This window comes from Clostridium cellulovorans 743B (assembly GCF_000145275.1).
GTDB lineage: Bacteria > Bacillota > Clostridia > Clostridiales > Clostridiaceae > Clostridium_K > Clostridium_K cellulovorans.
Genome location: NC_014393.1, coordinates 2652436 through 2669206 on the forward strand (window position 1 = coordinate 2652436; position 16771 = coordinate 2669206).

Below are 16771 nucleotides of genomic sequence, written 5' to 3' on the forward strand. Positions count from 1 at the left end.
AGATCAAAATGGGTTTCTATTATAAAGACTGCATAAATAATTTACCTAAATTTTCAACTGTTTTTACTTAAAAAATAAGAACTCACTTTATTATGAGTTCTCACTTAACTTTTTTATATAAACTACAGTTTTATTATAAAAACTTTTAGTTACTACTTAAATTAACCTGTTGTGCTAGCAGATAAGTTTTCATTAAAAGGATATTTATACCATGATTTTAGGCAGTCCTATCCTATTGTCTCATATACTGTTTTTGGAAATTATTATCCGAATACTAATTCTTTAATCTTTGATATTTCTATACCTATATTAAAAAATTTATTTATAAAATAGCAAAGATTATGAGCTAATATTTTATTTGATATTCTTGTGGCAAATCCCCAAGTTGATTTTGTAAGAACCCTCTGCATATTTAATTGCTCGGAGAGCTGAGAAAAAGTAGTTTCTACTCTACGACGAGCCTTGAATATCAACTGCCTAAAAGGTTTTAAAAGTTTAGTTTTACTATTGTTACGATTTATTGTTAAAAGACGAATGTACCTTGTTTCTTTTAATTGCGAAGCAACTTTTTGACCTATATATCCTTTATCACCTATTAGTATATCAATCTCTGAATTAGCTGTGAGTTCCCAGACGACATCTCTGTCATCAATATTTGCTGCTGTTACAGTAAAATCTGTGATATAGCCATCGAGGGCTACTAAAGCATGTAATTTGAATCCATAATATGTTTCTTTTTTCGAAGCGCATCGCCCGTAGGCAGCCTCCGGCTTAAAAGCTTTATGGAAATGAGCTCTCCCAAACTTACACACAGGAATTGGCATACTATCTGCAATTCTCATTCGGTCATATTGATAGTTAAGAAATTTCGTTAACTCTTTACGAATTTCATCAATGACTCGAAATAATGACTTTCTAACTCTATGAAACCTCGGCCTACTACAAAAGTTGGGAAATAAGTCTCGTAGGTTTTTAGAGCAAAATCCAAACCATGCTTTTTCAGAGTCAATGGTTAAGAGTTCACCTACTAAAGAAATCGTAATTATTTCGCTATCAGTCATTACTGATTTAGCGATGTTACGACGATTTTTAATAAATGTTGGAGTTACTTTTTGGTAAAAGTCATCAATTATAACATAAGTGACAACAATAAAATCTTTTAAGTCATTTATTGTTATGGTAGAATCTTTATTAAACTCTGGCATATAGGTTAGCCTCCTATCATTAGATTAGTGGTGTTTTTTAATGATAGGTTAGCAAATATGCTGGAGTTTTTCTATTTGTAAGTATTGCCAGCGTATTTAACTAGCACAACGGGTTAAATTAAATAGATATTGATCTGTATTTGGAACAGTAGAATTTGCAACTTAACTCACATTTGCTAATCCGCTATCACTGATTCCAGCTATATTTTATACTGATTTTTCTAATATTAATTGGTAATTAGTTCCAAGTACTGTATTACTAGTTATCTCCTGTATAGCTTGAACATCCCATACTACGTTACCTTCAAAACCTATTCTGTTAACTGCAAAAGTTCTATCAACTGATTCATAGTCAAAATAATTCCAAATGGTTACTTTATCGTTAGTGCCGTCTACAGCTAGTATAAGATTTTGTCCATTTCTTACAGCTTTTACTTCTTCTTCTCTTATTCCAATCATTCTTAAAGTATCTACATCTAAGTCATTGTTTCCTAGCGTATAATTACCTATTATATCTTCCCCATATCCCTTTTGGAATATATAAGTATCGCTTCCTAGTCCACCTTCTAATATATCATTTCCAAAGCCGCCGTCGAGAATATCATCTCCACTTCCGCCACCTAAGATGTCATCTCCTAAGGTACCATTTAATATATGGTTATCATTTACATCAGACGAAAGCATACTTTCACTTCCTAGATTTACAGTGTTGTTACTATTGGTTCCTAAGATTTTATTATCTGTTAACATCTTTTTTCCTCATAATTGGTTACTACATTAAATTTGAACTTATTCAAATTATAGCTATATAATGTTTTAATTCCCTATAACTCATATTTCGTTTCATACAGATGTTTCTTTAGTAATTATATTTAGATAATTAAAATTCTTAAGTCCATGGTGTAAGATAAAACAGTGCTATTCATTAGACAATAAAAAGATGATCCTTATTCAATATAAGAATCATCTTCTAAATCTTTGTTGCTAATGCATTATACTCCTACAATTCCACTTACTATTGCAAGTATCTCAGATTTTGTTAAGTTACTTCCTTTGATTGCCTTAGCTTCTTTCACTGCTAAACTTACAGCTTTGATATTAGTTGAATTAACTGAAAGTATAGATAAAGTTGTATAGTAATTTATGACTAAAGAACCATTATTTATATAATTTAGTGAATTTACAACAATTGATACATTAGCTTGTAATTTAGCTACAGTGGTATTATCAGTTGTTTTTACATAATCATTTACATCACTTAAGTTAATATCTGTTACGCCTTTTATACCTACTAGAGTAAAATCATCTAAGATTCCTTGACCTTGATCAATTCTGCTTCTTGCTCCATTCAAATCAGTTATAGTATCATTAACTAATTGAACAATTTCTGATATTGTTAAGTTACTTCCTTTTATAGTTTTCATATTTCTAATTGCTGTACTAATAGGTCCAATATTTTCGGTATTAACTGCTGTTATGTTTAAAGTTGTATAATAGGTCATTACTGTTGATCCATTATTTATAGAATTTAATGCATTTACCACTGTTGTAACATTTGTTTGTAATTTAGCCAAGGTTGTATTATCTTTTCCTACTACGTAAGAATTTACATCATCTAAATTGATTTCTGTAACTCCTTTTATACCTATAAAAGTATAATCATCTAAGGTTCCATTTCCATTAACAATTGAACTTTTTGAAGAATTAAAGCTATTTGTTGTATCTTGTACTATTACTGCTATATCTGCTTTTGTCAAGTTGCTTCCGTATAACGGTAACGCGTTTTTTATTGCTACATTTATAGGGGTAATGGTTTCAGAATTAACAGTTGTTATTCCTAAAGTCGTATAATTACTTATAGTACCTAAGCCTTTATTTATATTATTAAGAGCTGTAACAATAGTTGTAACGTTGGTTTGCATTTTAGCAACTGTTGTATTATCTTTTCCTTTTACATATGAGTTTACATCAGGCAAGTTTATATCTGTTACTCCTTTTATTCCTACTAATGTATAATCATCAATTGTTCCATTTCCGTTGTTTATATTAGTTTTCGCGTTATTTAAGTTAACTATTGTATCAGAAACTACTTTTGCAATTTCAACCTTTAACAAATTATCACCCTTTAGAGTTTTCGCATCTTTTACTGCTAAATTTATAGGGCCAAGATTTTCAGTGTTAACAGAAAGTATTCCTATTGTAGTATAATTAGATACAATTGCAGTACCGTTATTTATACTATTTAAAGCATTTACAACAGTTGTTACATTAGTTTGTAGTTTCGCTAATGTAGTGTTATCTTTTCCTTTTACATATGAATTTACATCTGTTAAGTTGGTATCTGTTACTCCTTTTATTCCTAGCAATATATAATCATTAAGCGTTGCAGCTCCATTATTAATGTTAGTCTTTGAAGCATTTAATATGATTATAGTATCTGCTACTAACTTTATTATATCTGCTCTTACTAAATTACTTCCCTTTGAGATAATTTCATTTTTTACAGCTAAATTGATAGGGGTAAGATTATCTGTATTAACTGTTGTTATTCCTAAAGTTGTATAATTAACTACAGTTGCAGTACCATTATTTATACTATTAAGGGCATTTGCAATTGTTGTTACATTTGCTTGTAGCTTTGCTATTGTGCTATTATCTTTTCCTTTTACATAATCATTTACATCTAAAAGATTATTGACAGTTACGCCCTTTATTCCTAACAAGGTGTAATCAGCTATCGTCCCTAACCCAGTGTTTATGATAGTCTTAGAATTATTCAAGTCAACTATTGTATCCGCTACAATTTTTACTATTTCAGCTTTTGTTAAGTTACTTAACTTCAAGGTACTGGCATTTTTCGCTGCTATGTTAATAGGTGTAAGATTCTCTGTAGTAACTGTTGTTATTCCTAGGAGAGTATAATTACTTATAGTAGCAGTACCAGTACTTATAGTATTAAGAGCAGTTACAATTGCTGAAACATTAGTTTGCAATTTAGCCAATGTAGTATTATCTCGCCCTGTTACATATTGATTTACATCAGCTAAATTTAAACTTGTAACTCCTTTTATTTGTATTAGCGTGTAATCAGCTAATGCTCCTTGTCCATTATTTATTGCTATTTTTGATTGATTTATACTAATTATTGTGTCACTTACTACTTTTGCTATGTCTGCCTTTGTTAAATTGCTTCCGTTTTTAACCTTTTCAGCTTTTACTGCTAAGCTAATAATAGTAACATTTTCTGTATTAACTGTTGTTATTCCTAAGATAGTATAATCACTTATAGTTACTGAACCGTTATTTATACTATTAAGAGGTTTTACAATTGCAGTTACATTTGTTTGCAATTTAACTAAAGTACTGTTATCTTTTCCTTGCACATAATCATTTACATCAACTAAGTTTATTTGTGTTACACCCATTATACCTATAGAAGTGTAATCACTTAATGATGCTTGTCCATTATTTATTCTGTCTTTTATGTCAACTAGATCAAGTATTGTAATATCTATTACATTTATTATATCCAGCTTGGTTAAGTTATTACCGTTTGCTACTTTAGCATTTTTTATAGCTATACTCATAGCTATAACATTATCTTCGTTAACTTTTGTTATTCCTAAGGTTGTATAATCTGTCAATGTTGTAGAGCCATTATTAATATTATTTAGTGCATTTACAATTAACTTAACGTTAGCTTGTAGCTTAGCTAAGGTGCTATTGTCCTTTCCTTTTACAAAATCATTTACATCAGCTAAGTTTATCTGAGTTACATCTGTAATTCCTAAAGAAGTATAATCTGATATAGATCCTTGTCCAGTATTTATTGCATTTAAGTAAGTTGAAAAATTACTTAGTATATTATTTACTACATATACTATTTCGGACTTCACTAAGTCGCTACCTTTTGTATCCTTTGCATTCTTAATTGCAAAACTTATAAGATCAAAATTATCTGCATTAACAGATGTAATTCCAAGAGAAGCATATGTACTACATGTCGCATAACCATTATTTACATTTTTTATAAGTGTTATAATCACTGTTGCATTTGCTTGTACTCTTGCTACTGTAGTAAGATTTTTTCCTGTTAAATAATCATTAACATCAACTATATTACTTGATGTTACACCTGTTATCCCTAATAAGGAATAATCATACATTGTTGCACTGCCTTGATTTATCAAAGCCAAAGAATTTGTTATCATATTTGGAAGATCGTCAACTATCTGTTGTATTTCTGCTTCAATTAAATCATTACCTTTAATTCCCTTTAAGACTTTAACTGCAGTATTTACTGGGCTTAAATTATTAGTGTCTACTCCTATTATACCTGCTCCTTGATAATCTGAGATACTTGCATTACCACAATTAATGTTATAAGTGTAATTAACTGTTTGTGCACTTACATATGAGTTTATTATAAAGGTATTAGAGATCACTACAACTAAGATCAACGCTAGTATCTTTTTAAAATATTTTTTCATATATATTCCTCCCTTTCTTTTACTTTACAAGATTTTTACCATAAAATCCAAGACAAATTTCTACAAATTGCAATGTCTTCATAGTTGATAAGCATTATTTATAAAATAAGTTCTATTTTTTCCTCCTTTCTACTTAAATAAGGTCTCAAATGGATCTTCCAATATATTATCATAGTCGTTCTTTTCTCGGAAAACTAAAATAATAATGGAAACTTTTAATTATATTTGTTTTTTTTTAAGTTCATTTGAAACTTAACTACCATTTATAAGCGATTTTATAAAATATTCGCCTGTATATATATTTAAATTTTCTTCCTTTCAACACATTTATCTCCTTTATATGGTATCTCATGTTTAAACTCAACTACTTTTGCAAATTGACTCATAAATAAAAAAGGTGGCTACAGTTAACTGAGCCACTTTTCCCCAAATATTCTATTGATATTTACATAAAAGCATTTTCTTTGAATAATGTCTTTATCCAAGTATTTGCTAACTCAAACCAAGGTTCGCATTGCGGAACACTTTCCCATGGATTATTTGAAGTAATATCATTTGAAAGACCTAATCCATGACCACCTGTTCCAAAAATATGTAATTCATATGGTACTTGTTTTTCATTTAACGCAGTTGCAAATTTTAGTGAATTTGCAGGTAGGATTAAACCATCTTGTGCTGCATGCCATATAAATGCAGGTGCTGTATCACTTGTTACTTGGTTTTGAAGGCTATAAAATTCTTCTTGCTCTTTTGTATAATACCCTCCAAATATATAAGCATTCATTGCCATAGCAAAATCTACGTAGGTTTTACCATTTTCACGTTTAAATATATCTTCATATGCAATGCCTGGATAAAGTTGTCCGAATTGGATTGTATCATATTCAGGATAACCTTCAATACCAATATCTAAACGTTTTGCTGAACTATCTAAATCTAAAACAGGATATCCTAAAATCATTCCATTAGGTTTAATAACATCAAAATTCTGTTGATATTCTTCTAATAAATCTTTATTATTCCAGAATACACCTAATGAAGCTGCTAAGTGTGCGCCTGCTGAAAATCCACAAACAAGAATTTTGTTTTCATCTACAAACCATTCTTCAGAACGTTGGCGAATATATAACATTGTTTGTGCTAACTCTTTTAGCGGATTTGGCATTTTCGCATCTAAACCCACAGAATATCGTAGTACAAAGGCATGATATCCTTTACTTGCAAATGCTAAAGCAATAGGTTCAGCTTCACGATCAGAGGTGAAAGAGTAACCGCCACCTGGACAAATTACAATAGATGGACGTTTTGAATTTGGCTTAAGTTCCTTTGAATTTTCAATCAAATAAGTGTTGAAAAATACGTTTTTTTCTTCATTCAAATATATCTTTTCAGTAATCATATATATTCTCCCTTAACTTAATGTTGAATAGACTACTTTATTATTATACTATAATTACGAGGTTTATGTAATTAGCGCTTCATTTATAAATTCTGTTATTTAAAAATAGATTCTTACTATGACTCTGTGAGATTAATTTGTTGATATAATGTATTAAATAAGATTGTTTAACTAGCGAACTTATTTTGATAACTCAACAACTATAAGTTCTGGTCTGTTGAATATTCTTATAGGAATAATACTATTGCCTAAGCCTCTACTAATAACCATTGACGTATTATTATTGGTATGAATACCTTCAGTTAGCTTAGGAAAAAATCCTTGATCTGGAGCGATTAATCCTCCGATAAAGGGAAGTCTAAATTGGCCACCATGAGCATGTCCAGAAAAAACTAAATCTACCCCACTACTTGAATACACATCAAACAATTCTGGTCTATGAGAAAGTAGAATTTTGAACTGTTTATTTGTCTCTGTTAGAGTTTTTAATAAGTTTTTGTTTTCTATATTACCTCCATATTCTAACCCCTTTGATTGGCTAAATGAAATATCAGATAATCCTATTAAGTCAATAGAACTAGTCTCTTTAAAAATCTCAGTTTTTTCGTTATCTAAAACAGTAACTCCAACTTTCTCTAATTGAAATTTTAGACTATCATATGAACCAGACAAAGCTTCATGATTTCCAGAAACATAGCATATAGGTGCAATCTCAATGGCTTGGTTTATTAAATCCATAGAAACCTCAATATTGGTATTATTTGAATCGATTAAATCTCCTGTAATAACGATAATATCTGGATTTATTTTTTAAACTTTCCTTAATATATCACTTTGCTCATTTCCAAACTCTTTATTATGAAGGTCAGATATATGCAGTATTCTGTATCCATTGAACACTTCTGGAATCTTATTATTTTTGAATATTATTTCATTTATGATTATAGAATTATTTTGCCATTTTAAAAAAGCAAATAACCCAATAAAAATAACGATAGTAACAATAATAATATTTTTTCTTCTTCCTTTTAACCTCACGTTATCTCCCCTTTTTATTGTTATAAACTAGTTTTTCTTTATATTATATAATATTTAGTATCAACATATAGAATTATATTATCAATAAGCGTATGTATAGCTTTTGTAACTTCTTCACTACTTTTGCAAGTAACTCTCGGCATTTTATATAATTATCCAAAATCCACTTTCTGTCTATATCCATAATATCATGTATATTACTTCATCCATAACGGTTCTTATATAATTAACAATATTATACCTTGCATAGGATAAAATTCTAATACTTACATCTAAGCTTTCAGCATTTTTTCTTATTAGTAAACTCTATAACTATTTCAATTCAGTTTTGCAAAGATAATTTAAAAGATTATGCTGCAGGCTTTCTTAGACCATTAAAGGATTTATTACAAAATGTTTGTGTTATAATATGCAAAAATGATTCTAGCTAGGCTAGAATCATTTTTCATATCACATATAATCAAAATTTTAACTATGTCTATTTTTATAGTGAGTATGAAGTAACTTATGAGCTTTTTCACCATTTGCTTCAATTAAATATTTATTATATATTTCCTTGATAATAGGACTTTCATGGGATTTTCTTATATCCTTTCCTTCATCTACATTATACAAAACAGCAGTTCTCTTTTTCAGAATTTCTCTATCTCCCCTTATAAAAGGTTGACCTCCTCCATCAATACAACCACCAGGACAAGCCATAATCTCAATTGCAGCATATTGATTTTCGCCATTTTTTATTGATTCCATTAATTTTCTTGCATTACCTAATCCACTTGCAACTGCAATTTTTAAATCTAAGTCACCAATTTTTATAGTAGCAGATTTTATTCCATCAAGGCCCCTAACAGCCTGAAAATCTATCTTCTCTAGCTTTTGATCAGTAATCAATTCATATGCTGTTCTAAGTGCTGCCTCCATTACTCCTCCTGAATTTCCAAAGATAACAGCTGCACCAGTTGATTCACCTAAAGGATTATCGAAATCATCATCTTCAAAATCATTTAAATCTAGTCCAGCGCTCCTAATCATACTGCTCAGTTCACGAGTAGTTAAGACAATATCTACATCTCTTATTCCATCAACTTCCATTTCTTTTCTACTTGCTTCAAACTTCTTTGCTGTACATGGCATAATTGATACTACAACCATTTTCTTTGGATCAACTCCTAGCTTTTCTGCAAGATAACTTTTGGCGATAGCTCCAAACATTTGTTGAGGAGATTTACAACTTGAAGGCAGATTCAAGAATTCTCCATAGTTATGTTCTAAGAACTTTATCCATCCTGGACAGCAACTTGTTAAAAGCGGAAGATCTTTATTATTCTTAATCCTATTAACTAATTCATTCGCTTCTTCCATTATGGTCAAATCCGCAGCAAAATCAGTATCATATACTTTTTTAAATCCCAATGCTTTTAATACTGAAACCATTTTTCCTGTTACATTTGTACCTGGTTTCAAACCAAATTGTTCTCCTAATGCTGCTCTAATTGCTGGAGCAGTTTGGACTATTACATATTTATCTTCATCATCTAAAGCGTCCCATACTCTATCTTCATCGTTTGTTTCCCTTAATGCTCCAGTAGGACAAACTGCTACACACTGTCCACAATTAGTACAATTAGTTTCTGCTAAAGGCTCCATAAAAGCAGTAGATATTATTGTTTCAAATCCTCTAAAAACAGGACTTAAAACCCCAATAGTTTGTATATTATTACATACACTTACGCATCTTCTACATAAAATACACTTATCTACATCTCTTGTTATGGACACTGAAGAAAAATCTGTAGGTGTTTTTGTTCTTTCCCCTTCATATCTAATTTGTCTTATATTTAAGTCTGAAGCTATTTTTTGGAGTTCGCATTTTAGATTCTTTTGACACTTCAAACAATCCTGAGGATGGTCTGAGAGAAGTAATTCCACAAGAGTTTTTCTTGCATTTGCAACCTTTTGAGTATTTGTTTTTACAACCATATAGGGAGCTACTGGTGTTGAACAAGCTGCTACTAAATTCTTTTTCCCTTCGACTTCTACAGAGCAAACTCTACAGGAGGACGTACAACTAACATGTTTTCCATCTTGGAGCTTTAAATGACAAAGTGTTGGAATTTCAATATTTAGTTTTTTAGCTGCTTCTAGTATAGTAGTTCCTGTTTCAACCTCGACTTTTCTTCCGTTGATAGTTAACTGAATTAATTCCATAGCTACCTCAACTCCTTTCAGCCCAATTTAATCGCTTTAACTGGACATCCTTCAAAGCAAGTTCCACATTTAATACATTTTTCTTGATCGATTATGTGTTTTCCTTTTATCTTTCCACTGATACAGCGTACTGGACATGCTCTACTACACTTTGTGCATCCAATACATTCATCGGTTATCTCATATCTAACGAGTTTTTTACATTTACCTGCTACGCATTTTTTTTCATCTACGTGAGCGTTATATTCATCCATAAAATAAGTCATAGTGCTTAAAATAGGATTAGGTGCTGTTTGTCCTAAACCACAAAGTGCTGTATCCTTAATTACTTTTGAAAGATCTTTTAATTTTTTTATATCATCTTCTGTTCCTTTTCCTTCTACAATCTTGTTCAAAATTTCTAATAATCGTTTATTACCAACCCTACAAGGAGTGCATTTTCCACAAGATTCATCTACAATAAACTCTAGATAGAACTTGGCTATATCAACCATACAATCGTCTTCATCCATAACTATCATACCGCCAGAGCCCATCATAGACCCTACTGCATTTAAAGATTCATAATCTATTGGTAAATCTAATAGCATGGAAGGGATACATCCACCAGATGGACCACCTGTTTGAACAGCCTTGAATTCTTTATTGTCTTTAATGCCTCCACCTATTTCATAAATAATTTCCTCTAGTTTAATTCCCATTGGTACTTCTACAAGCCCTACATTCTTTATTTTTCCAGCCAAAGCAAAAACCTTGGTGCCTTTTGATGTATTTGTTCCAATAGAACTAAACCACTGAGAGCCATTATTTATGATAGCTGTAATATTAGCAAAGGTCTCTACATTGTTTACTGATGTTGGTTTATTAAAAAGACCTTTTTCAGCAGGGAATGGGGGTTTAGTAGTTGGTTCTCCTCTACACCCCTCTATAGAATGCACTAACGCAGTTTCTTCACCGCAAACAAAAGCTCCTGCACCATATTTAATTTCCACATCAAAATTAAAGCTGCTTCCTAAAATTCCTTCTCCTATTACACCAATTTCTTTTGCTTGTTCTATAGCAATCATAAGCCTTTGAACTGCTAATGGATATTCAGCTCGTATATATATAAGCCCTTTACTTGCTCCAATAGCATATCCTGCTATTGCCATGGCTTCAATTATACTGTTTGGATCACCCTCAAGAATTGCCCTATCCATAAAAGCACCTGGATCACCCTCATCAGCATTGCAAATTATATACTTTATATCATCCTTAGAATCTTTCGCTAAACTCCACTTTTTGCCTGTAGGAAAGCCACCACCACCTCTACCTCTTAAGCCAGAATCGGTGATTTCTTTAATTACATCCTCTGGAGTCATCTCATTTATTACTTTTCCTAGAGCTAAATATCCTTTTGCTCCAATATATTCTTTAATATCTTCAGGATCTATAACTCCACAATTTTTAAGTGCTATTCTTCTTTGCTTTTTATAAAAACTCATTTCTTCTTGCTTTGTGATTTTTTCTTTCAAAGTTGGTTCTTCATAAAGTAATCTATCAACAATATTTCCGTTTATTATGTGTTCTTCAACTATTTCAGCTACATCTTTAGGTGATACATGAATATAAAAGGTGTTATCTGGTATAATCTTCACTATTGGACCTTTCTCACAAAACCCAAAACAACCAGTCATCTTTACAGAAACTTTACTTGAAAGATTGATATTCTCTATTTCAAGTTTAAAGTTTTTTATAATCTCATCAGAATTTGAAGACTTACAACCAGTCCCTCCACAGACTAATACTTCAATTTTATCTTTTTTATTATCCTTTGACTTTTCAACATCCTCTGAGTATCTCAGACTTAAAAGTTTTCTACACTCTTTATGGAATAGATTTAGTTCTGAATAAGATTTTATCTTTTCCATTATACAGCCCCCATTTATTCACTATACTCTTGAATTAATTTATCAACGTCTTTTTTATTAAAATGACCATATACCTTTCCGTTTACTGATACTACTGGAGCGAGTCCACAAGCACCTACGCACCTTAGAGTATCAATTGTATACTTTCCGTCTTGAGTAGTTTCCCCTTGATTTATTTCTAGCTTTTTTTCGAATTCTTCTAAGATTTCGCCAGCACCTCTTACGAAGCAAGCAGTACCTTTACAAACATTTATCACATATTTACCTTTTGCTGTTGTTGAAAAGAAAGAATAGAATGTAACAACCCCATATACTTTTGAATAAGGTATACCAAGTTTTTTTGAAATAAAAACTTGTACTTCTCTTGGTAAATAGCCAAAAAGTTCTTGTGCTTTATGCAATATGACGATGAGATGAGCTTCGTTATTATTATGAAGCTTTATAAACTCTTCCAACTCTTTATATTTCCCTTCACTCAGTTTGTTAGAACAGCACATATTATCAACTCCTTCATATATATATATATTTCATAGAATATTGTAAATTCATAAAAACCTATGAAGTGAGAGATAATTTTAAAAGTTTATGCTTATTTTTATATGAAAGTCTCCACGTCCTTATTAGGTTACTTTTATTTTTAAGTTTTCTCCTATATTGAGATAACTTAAAAAAGCCTTGAAATTAATCTCAAGACTTTCAAAATATTTGATCTATTTTCCCAAAACTTGTTCCTTTAAAAGAATACCTGTTTTTGTAGCTGCTAATCCACCCATAGCAGTTTCCCTAAGTTCACAAGGCATCTGTTTTCCAACACTATACATAGCTGAAACTGCATCATCAAAGGGTATCATACTTTTAACTCCACTCATTACAAGATCTGCAGTTGTCAAGCTACTAACAGTACCAGCAACATTTCTTTTCGCGCAAGGAACTTCAACTAATCCTGCAATAGGGTCACATACAAGCCCAAGAACGTTTTTGATAACAATGGCTGCTGCATCTAATGCCATTGCTGGAGTTCCGCCCATCATCTCTACTACAGCCGCCGCCGCCATTGCAGCTGCCGATCCACATTCCGCTTGGCAACCGCCTTCTGCCCCTGATAATGTAGCATTTTTGGCAATTATAATACCCACTCCTGAAGCAGTGAACAATGCTTGAATCAGTTCTTCTTCACTTTTTCCTAATCTTTCTCCTGCAGAAATTATCACCGCTGGAATAATCCCACAAGAACCGGCTGTAGGTGCTGCTACGATTCTGCCCATAGCAGCATTTACTTCACTGCAAGATAAAGCTCTAGCCATGGCATTAGTTAAAAATTCTCCACATAAAGGCTTACTATCTTTAGCATAATTTGCAATTTTGATAGCATCGCCACCAATCAATCCACTTACAGATCTAATTTCTTTTTTTAGTCCTTGCTCTGATGAACTCTTCATTATTTCAAGGTTTTTTCGCATATGCTCTATTAAAGCTTTCCTATCATTTCCTTCTTCTTCAGCTCTAAGAGTATATTCCCAAATACGTAGTCCTTCTTTACTACAAATAGCTTCAAGTTCTTGGCCTGAATTAACAAACATAATTCTCTTCACCTTTCTTTGCAGGATTTATCATTCGTACATTTTCAATATGGTTTAGCGTATTGATTTCATTTACTACATCATCATTTAAAGTACTATCAGTTTCAAATATCATAGTTGCTGATTGGCCTTTACTTGTCCTTAAAACCTTTAAAAATGCTATGTTTATATTTTGCTTTGATATTATTTCACTAACTTTTGAGATCATTCCTGGCAAATCCTTATGTTTTATAATTAACGTTGGATAGTTACCACTAAACTCTAACTTTTCATCATCCACTTCATTTATTATAATATTTCCGCCTCCAATCGAAGAACCTACCACTTCGACTAAAGTATTATCCTTTAAAGTAATTAGAAATTTTACTGTATTCGGATGTACATCGCCTAGATCTGTCTCAAGAAATCTTATACTGATTCCTTGTTCCTCTGCAATACTAATTGAGTCCCTTAACCTTTCATCCCAAGGATCTAGTCCTAAAATCCCAGCTACAAGTGCTCTATCTGTACCATGCCCCTTATATGTCTTACTAAAAGATCCATGAAGTAAAAAATCAACATTTTCAATTTCCCCACCTGCAATGGCTTTAGCTATTTTCCCTAATCTTGCAGCTCCAGCAGTATGAGAACTTGATGGACCTATCATTATAGGACCAATAATATCAAATACACTATATTCCTTCACCTAGCTCGCCTACTTTCCTCTTCATAAAACTTTTCTTTTGTATTATAGGTTCCCACAATCGCAGGTAGGATTATTCAAAAATCTTTTTAATATTAAACAATACCTATAACTGATTTACTCTATTATTATTAAGTTTTATTAAAATCTTGCTATTGTATCTTCTATATTTTCTACAACAGCAAACCTGTTCTTAAATATATTAAAGTTATGGTATTCATATAAAGTTTCTGCTGAAATATTTCCATTATCAAATGTTGTATTTGTCTTTTCAGGCATAATCAACTTGAAGCCATATTCAAAAGCAACCTTGCAGGTAGCATCTATACAATATTCTGTTTGCATTCCTGTAATAATTAACTGACTTATACCTTTACTATCTAGATATTCTTTCAATTCTGTATTCTTAAAAGAAGAATTAAAGCTTTTGTATACTATTTTCTCATTTTCATTTGGACTTATTTCTTCATAGATTTTCCATCCTTCTGAGTTTCTAACTAGTTCTTCATCTGTATGTTGAACATAAATTACTTCCACTTTATTTTTTCTGCATATCTCAATTAATCTTTTTATATTTCCTATAACTTCTTCCAGCGCAAAAGGTTTTTCAGATACTAATGCATTTTGAACATCTACCACTAATAATGCTGTATTTTCCATATTTCTTCTCCTTTATGTAAACAAAATTATATTAAAAACTATCTCATTATATGTGTTATTATGTCAAGTTTTATTAAAGTGGCTCCTTATCCCAATATATTATTATATTTGCTTTCGAGTTTTAATTGATATTAATAAAGACTGACTACGATTAATAATAACCATAGTCAGTCTAAAGTATAAAAACTATTTTTGATTTTTAAAATATATTACTGCATTGTTATAGCAAATATCTCTTACCACTTGTCCTAATACTTCCATATCAGCTGGATATTCTCCGTTTTCAACTAACTCGCCTAAGTAGTTGCAAAGTATTCTTCTAAAATACTCATGTCGTGTGTATGATAAAAAGCTACGTGAATCAGTAAGCATTCCAACAAATTTGCTAACAAGCCCTAATTGAGATAATGCTGTTAATTGTTTTATCATTCCATCTTTTTGGTCAAGGAACCACCAACCAGATCCAAATTGGATTTTACTAGCAATTCCACCACCTTGGAAGTTTCCAAGCATAGTTGCAAGAACTTCATTATCTTTAGGATTTAAACAATATAATATTGTCTTTGGTAACTTGTCTTGAGATTCTAGTGCATCTAATAATTTTGATAAAGGTTGAGCTATTTCACCATCATCAATACTATCAAAGCCTATATCTGGGCCTAGTTTTTTAAACATTCTACTATTATTGTTTCTTAAAGCACCAATATGTAATTGTAGAATCATTCCAAGTTCATGATACATCTCACTTAACTTAATCATTGTTAATGTAACATATTTTTCTATTGCTTCTTGTGATAAAGCTTGACCAGCTAATGCTTTCTTAAAAATAGAATCAACTTCTTCTTCAGTAGTTTCTCTAAAATAAACTCTATCCATAGCATGATCTGTTATTGTGCAACCATTCTCAACAAAGAATTTCAGTCTTTTTTTAAGGACATCTAAAAGCTTTGCATAAGATGTAATAGTTGTATTTTCAGTAGCACCTAATAATTTTATATATTCAGCAAAGTCTTGGTTTCCTATCTTAACGGCTTTGTCAGGTCTCCATGAAGGTCTTACTTCACATGTAAAATTCTTATCACTAGCTATTTCTTGATGAAATTCTAAACTATCAGCTGGATCATCTGTAGTTCCAATATACTTAACATTGGAATTCATAATTATTGACTTTGCACTGAATCCAGAACTCTTTATTACTTCATTGCATTTATTCCAAATTTCTTCAGCATTTTTTTCACTTAATACTTCTGTCACACCAAAATATCTTCTAAGTTCTAAATGCGACCAATGATATATTGGATTGCCTATTAAATATGGCATTACAGAAGCAAATGCCTTAAACTTTTGAAAGTCGCTTGCATCTCCTGTTATATACTTTTCATCAACGCCGTAGCTTCTCATTGCTCTCCATTTGTAGTGATCTCCATATAACCATATCTCAGTGATATTGTTATATTTTTTATCTGTAGCAATTTGCTCCGGAATTAGATGACAATGATAATCAAAAATAGGCATATCCTTAGCATATTCGTTATAAAGTGTTTTTGCAGTTTCAGTTGATAATAAAAAATCTTCTCCCATAAACTCTTTCATGTCAAA

13 protein-coding genes are annotated in these 16771 nt (G+C 31.1%); all 13 read right to left on the reverse strand.

Annotation, left to right across the window (positions count from 1 at the left end):
* Positions 1-263 precede the first annotated feature (263 nt).
* A complete protein-coding gene (locus CLOCEL_RS11215; RefSeq protein ID WP_010077629.1) occupies positions 264-1205 on the reverse strand; it encodes an IS982 family transposase in 942 nt (313 codons plus the stop codon).
* A gap of 207 nt (positions 1206-1412) precedes the next feature.
* Positions 1413-1955 (reverse strand): calcium-binding protein, encoded by a 543-nt coding sequence (locus CLOCEL_RS23680; protein WP_010076796.1) that lies wholly within the window; start codon positions 1953-1955, stop codon positions 1413-1415.
* Between the two features lie 242 nt (positions 1956-2197).
* Entirely contained in the window at positions 2198-5695 is a 3498-nt protein-coding gene (locus CLOCEL_RS11225) for a beta strand repeat-containing protein (RefSeq protein ID WP_010076795.1), read from the reverse strand.
* A 445-nt stretch (positions 5696-6140) separates the two neighbouring features.
* Positions 6141-7094, reverse strand: coding sequence for an alpha/beta hydrolase (locus CLOCEL_RS11230; RefSeq protein WP_010076794.1), 954 nt, complete (start codon positions 7092-7094; stop codon positions 6141-6143).
* 180 nt (positions 7095-7274) lie between these two features.
* Positions 7275-7901 carry a metallophosphoesterase gene (locus tag CLOCEL_RS11235; RefSeq protein WP_341271463.1) on the reverse strand — a complete coding sequence of 209 codons (627 nt, stop codon included), beginning with the start codon at positions 7899-7901 and terminating at the stop codon, positions 7275-7277.
* Positions 7902-7904: 3 nt separating this feature from the next.
* Positions 7905-8132: a hypothetical protein gene (locus tag CLOCEL_RS23480; RefSeq protein WP_010076792.1), complete on the reverse strand. Its 228-nt coding sequence runs from the start codon at positions 8130-8132 to the stop codon at positions 7905-7907.
* 468 nt (positions 8133-8600) lie between these two features.
* Positions 8601-10340, reverse strand: coding sequence for an NADH-dependent [FeFe] hydrogenase, group A6 (locus CLOCEL_RS11240; protein ID WP_010076791.1), 1740 nt, complete (start codon positions 10338-10340; stop codon positions 8601-8603).
* Positions 10341-10357: 17 nt separating this feature from the next.
* Positions 10358-12250, reverse strand: a complete 1893-nt coding sequence (locus tag CLOCEL_RS11245) for an NADH-quinone oxidoreductase subunit NuoF (RefSeq protein ID WP_010076790.1) — start codon at positions 12248-12250, stop codon at positions 10358-10360.
* A 14-nt stretch (positions 12251-12264) separates the two neighbouring features.
* The gene (locus CLOCEL_RS11250) at positions 12265-12747 is read right to left on the reverse strand and encodes an NADH-quinone oxidoreductase subunit NuoE family protein (protein WP_010076789.1); all 483 of its coding nucleotides are present in this window, start codon (positions 12745-12747) and stop codon (positions 12265-12267) included.
* A gap of 213 nt (positions 12748-12960) precedes the next feature.
* Entirely contained in the window at positions 12961-13830 is an 870-nt protein-coding gene (gene sdaAA, locus CLOCEL_RS11255) for an L-serine ammonia-lyase, iron-sulfur-dependent, subunit alpha (protein ID WP_010076788.1), read from the reverse strand.
* Complete coding sequence (gene sdaAB, locus CLOCEL_RS11260) at positions 13820-14515, reverse strand: L-serine ammonia-lyase, iron-sulfur-dependent subunit beta (RefSeq protein ID WP_010076787.1); 696 nt, start codon at positions 14513-14515, stop codon at positions 13820-13822. Before sdaAB ends, sdaAA begins: the two co-directional genes overlap by 11 nt.
* A 138-nt stretch (positions 14516-14653) precedes the next feature.
* Positions 14654-15172 (reverse strand): cysteine hydrolase family protein, encoded by a 519-nt coding sequence (locus tag CLOCEL_RS11265; RefSeq protein WP_010076786.1) that lies wholly within the window; start codon positions 15170-15172, stop codon positions 14654-14656.
* A 186-nt stretch (positions 15173-15358) separates the two neighbouring features.
* Positions 15359-16765: a glucuronate isomerase gene (gene uxaC / locus CLOCEL_RS11270; protein WP_010076785.1), complete on the reverse strand. Its 1407-nt coding sequence runs from the start codon at positions 16763-16765 to the stop codon at positions 15359-15361.
* Positions 16766-16771 lie beyond the last annotated feature (6 nt).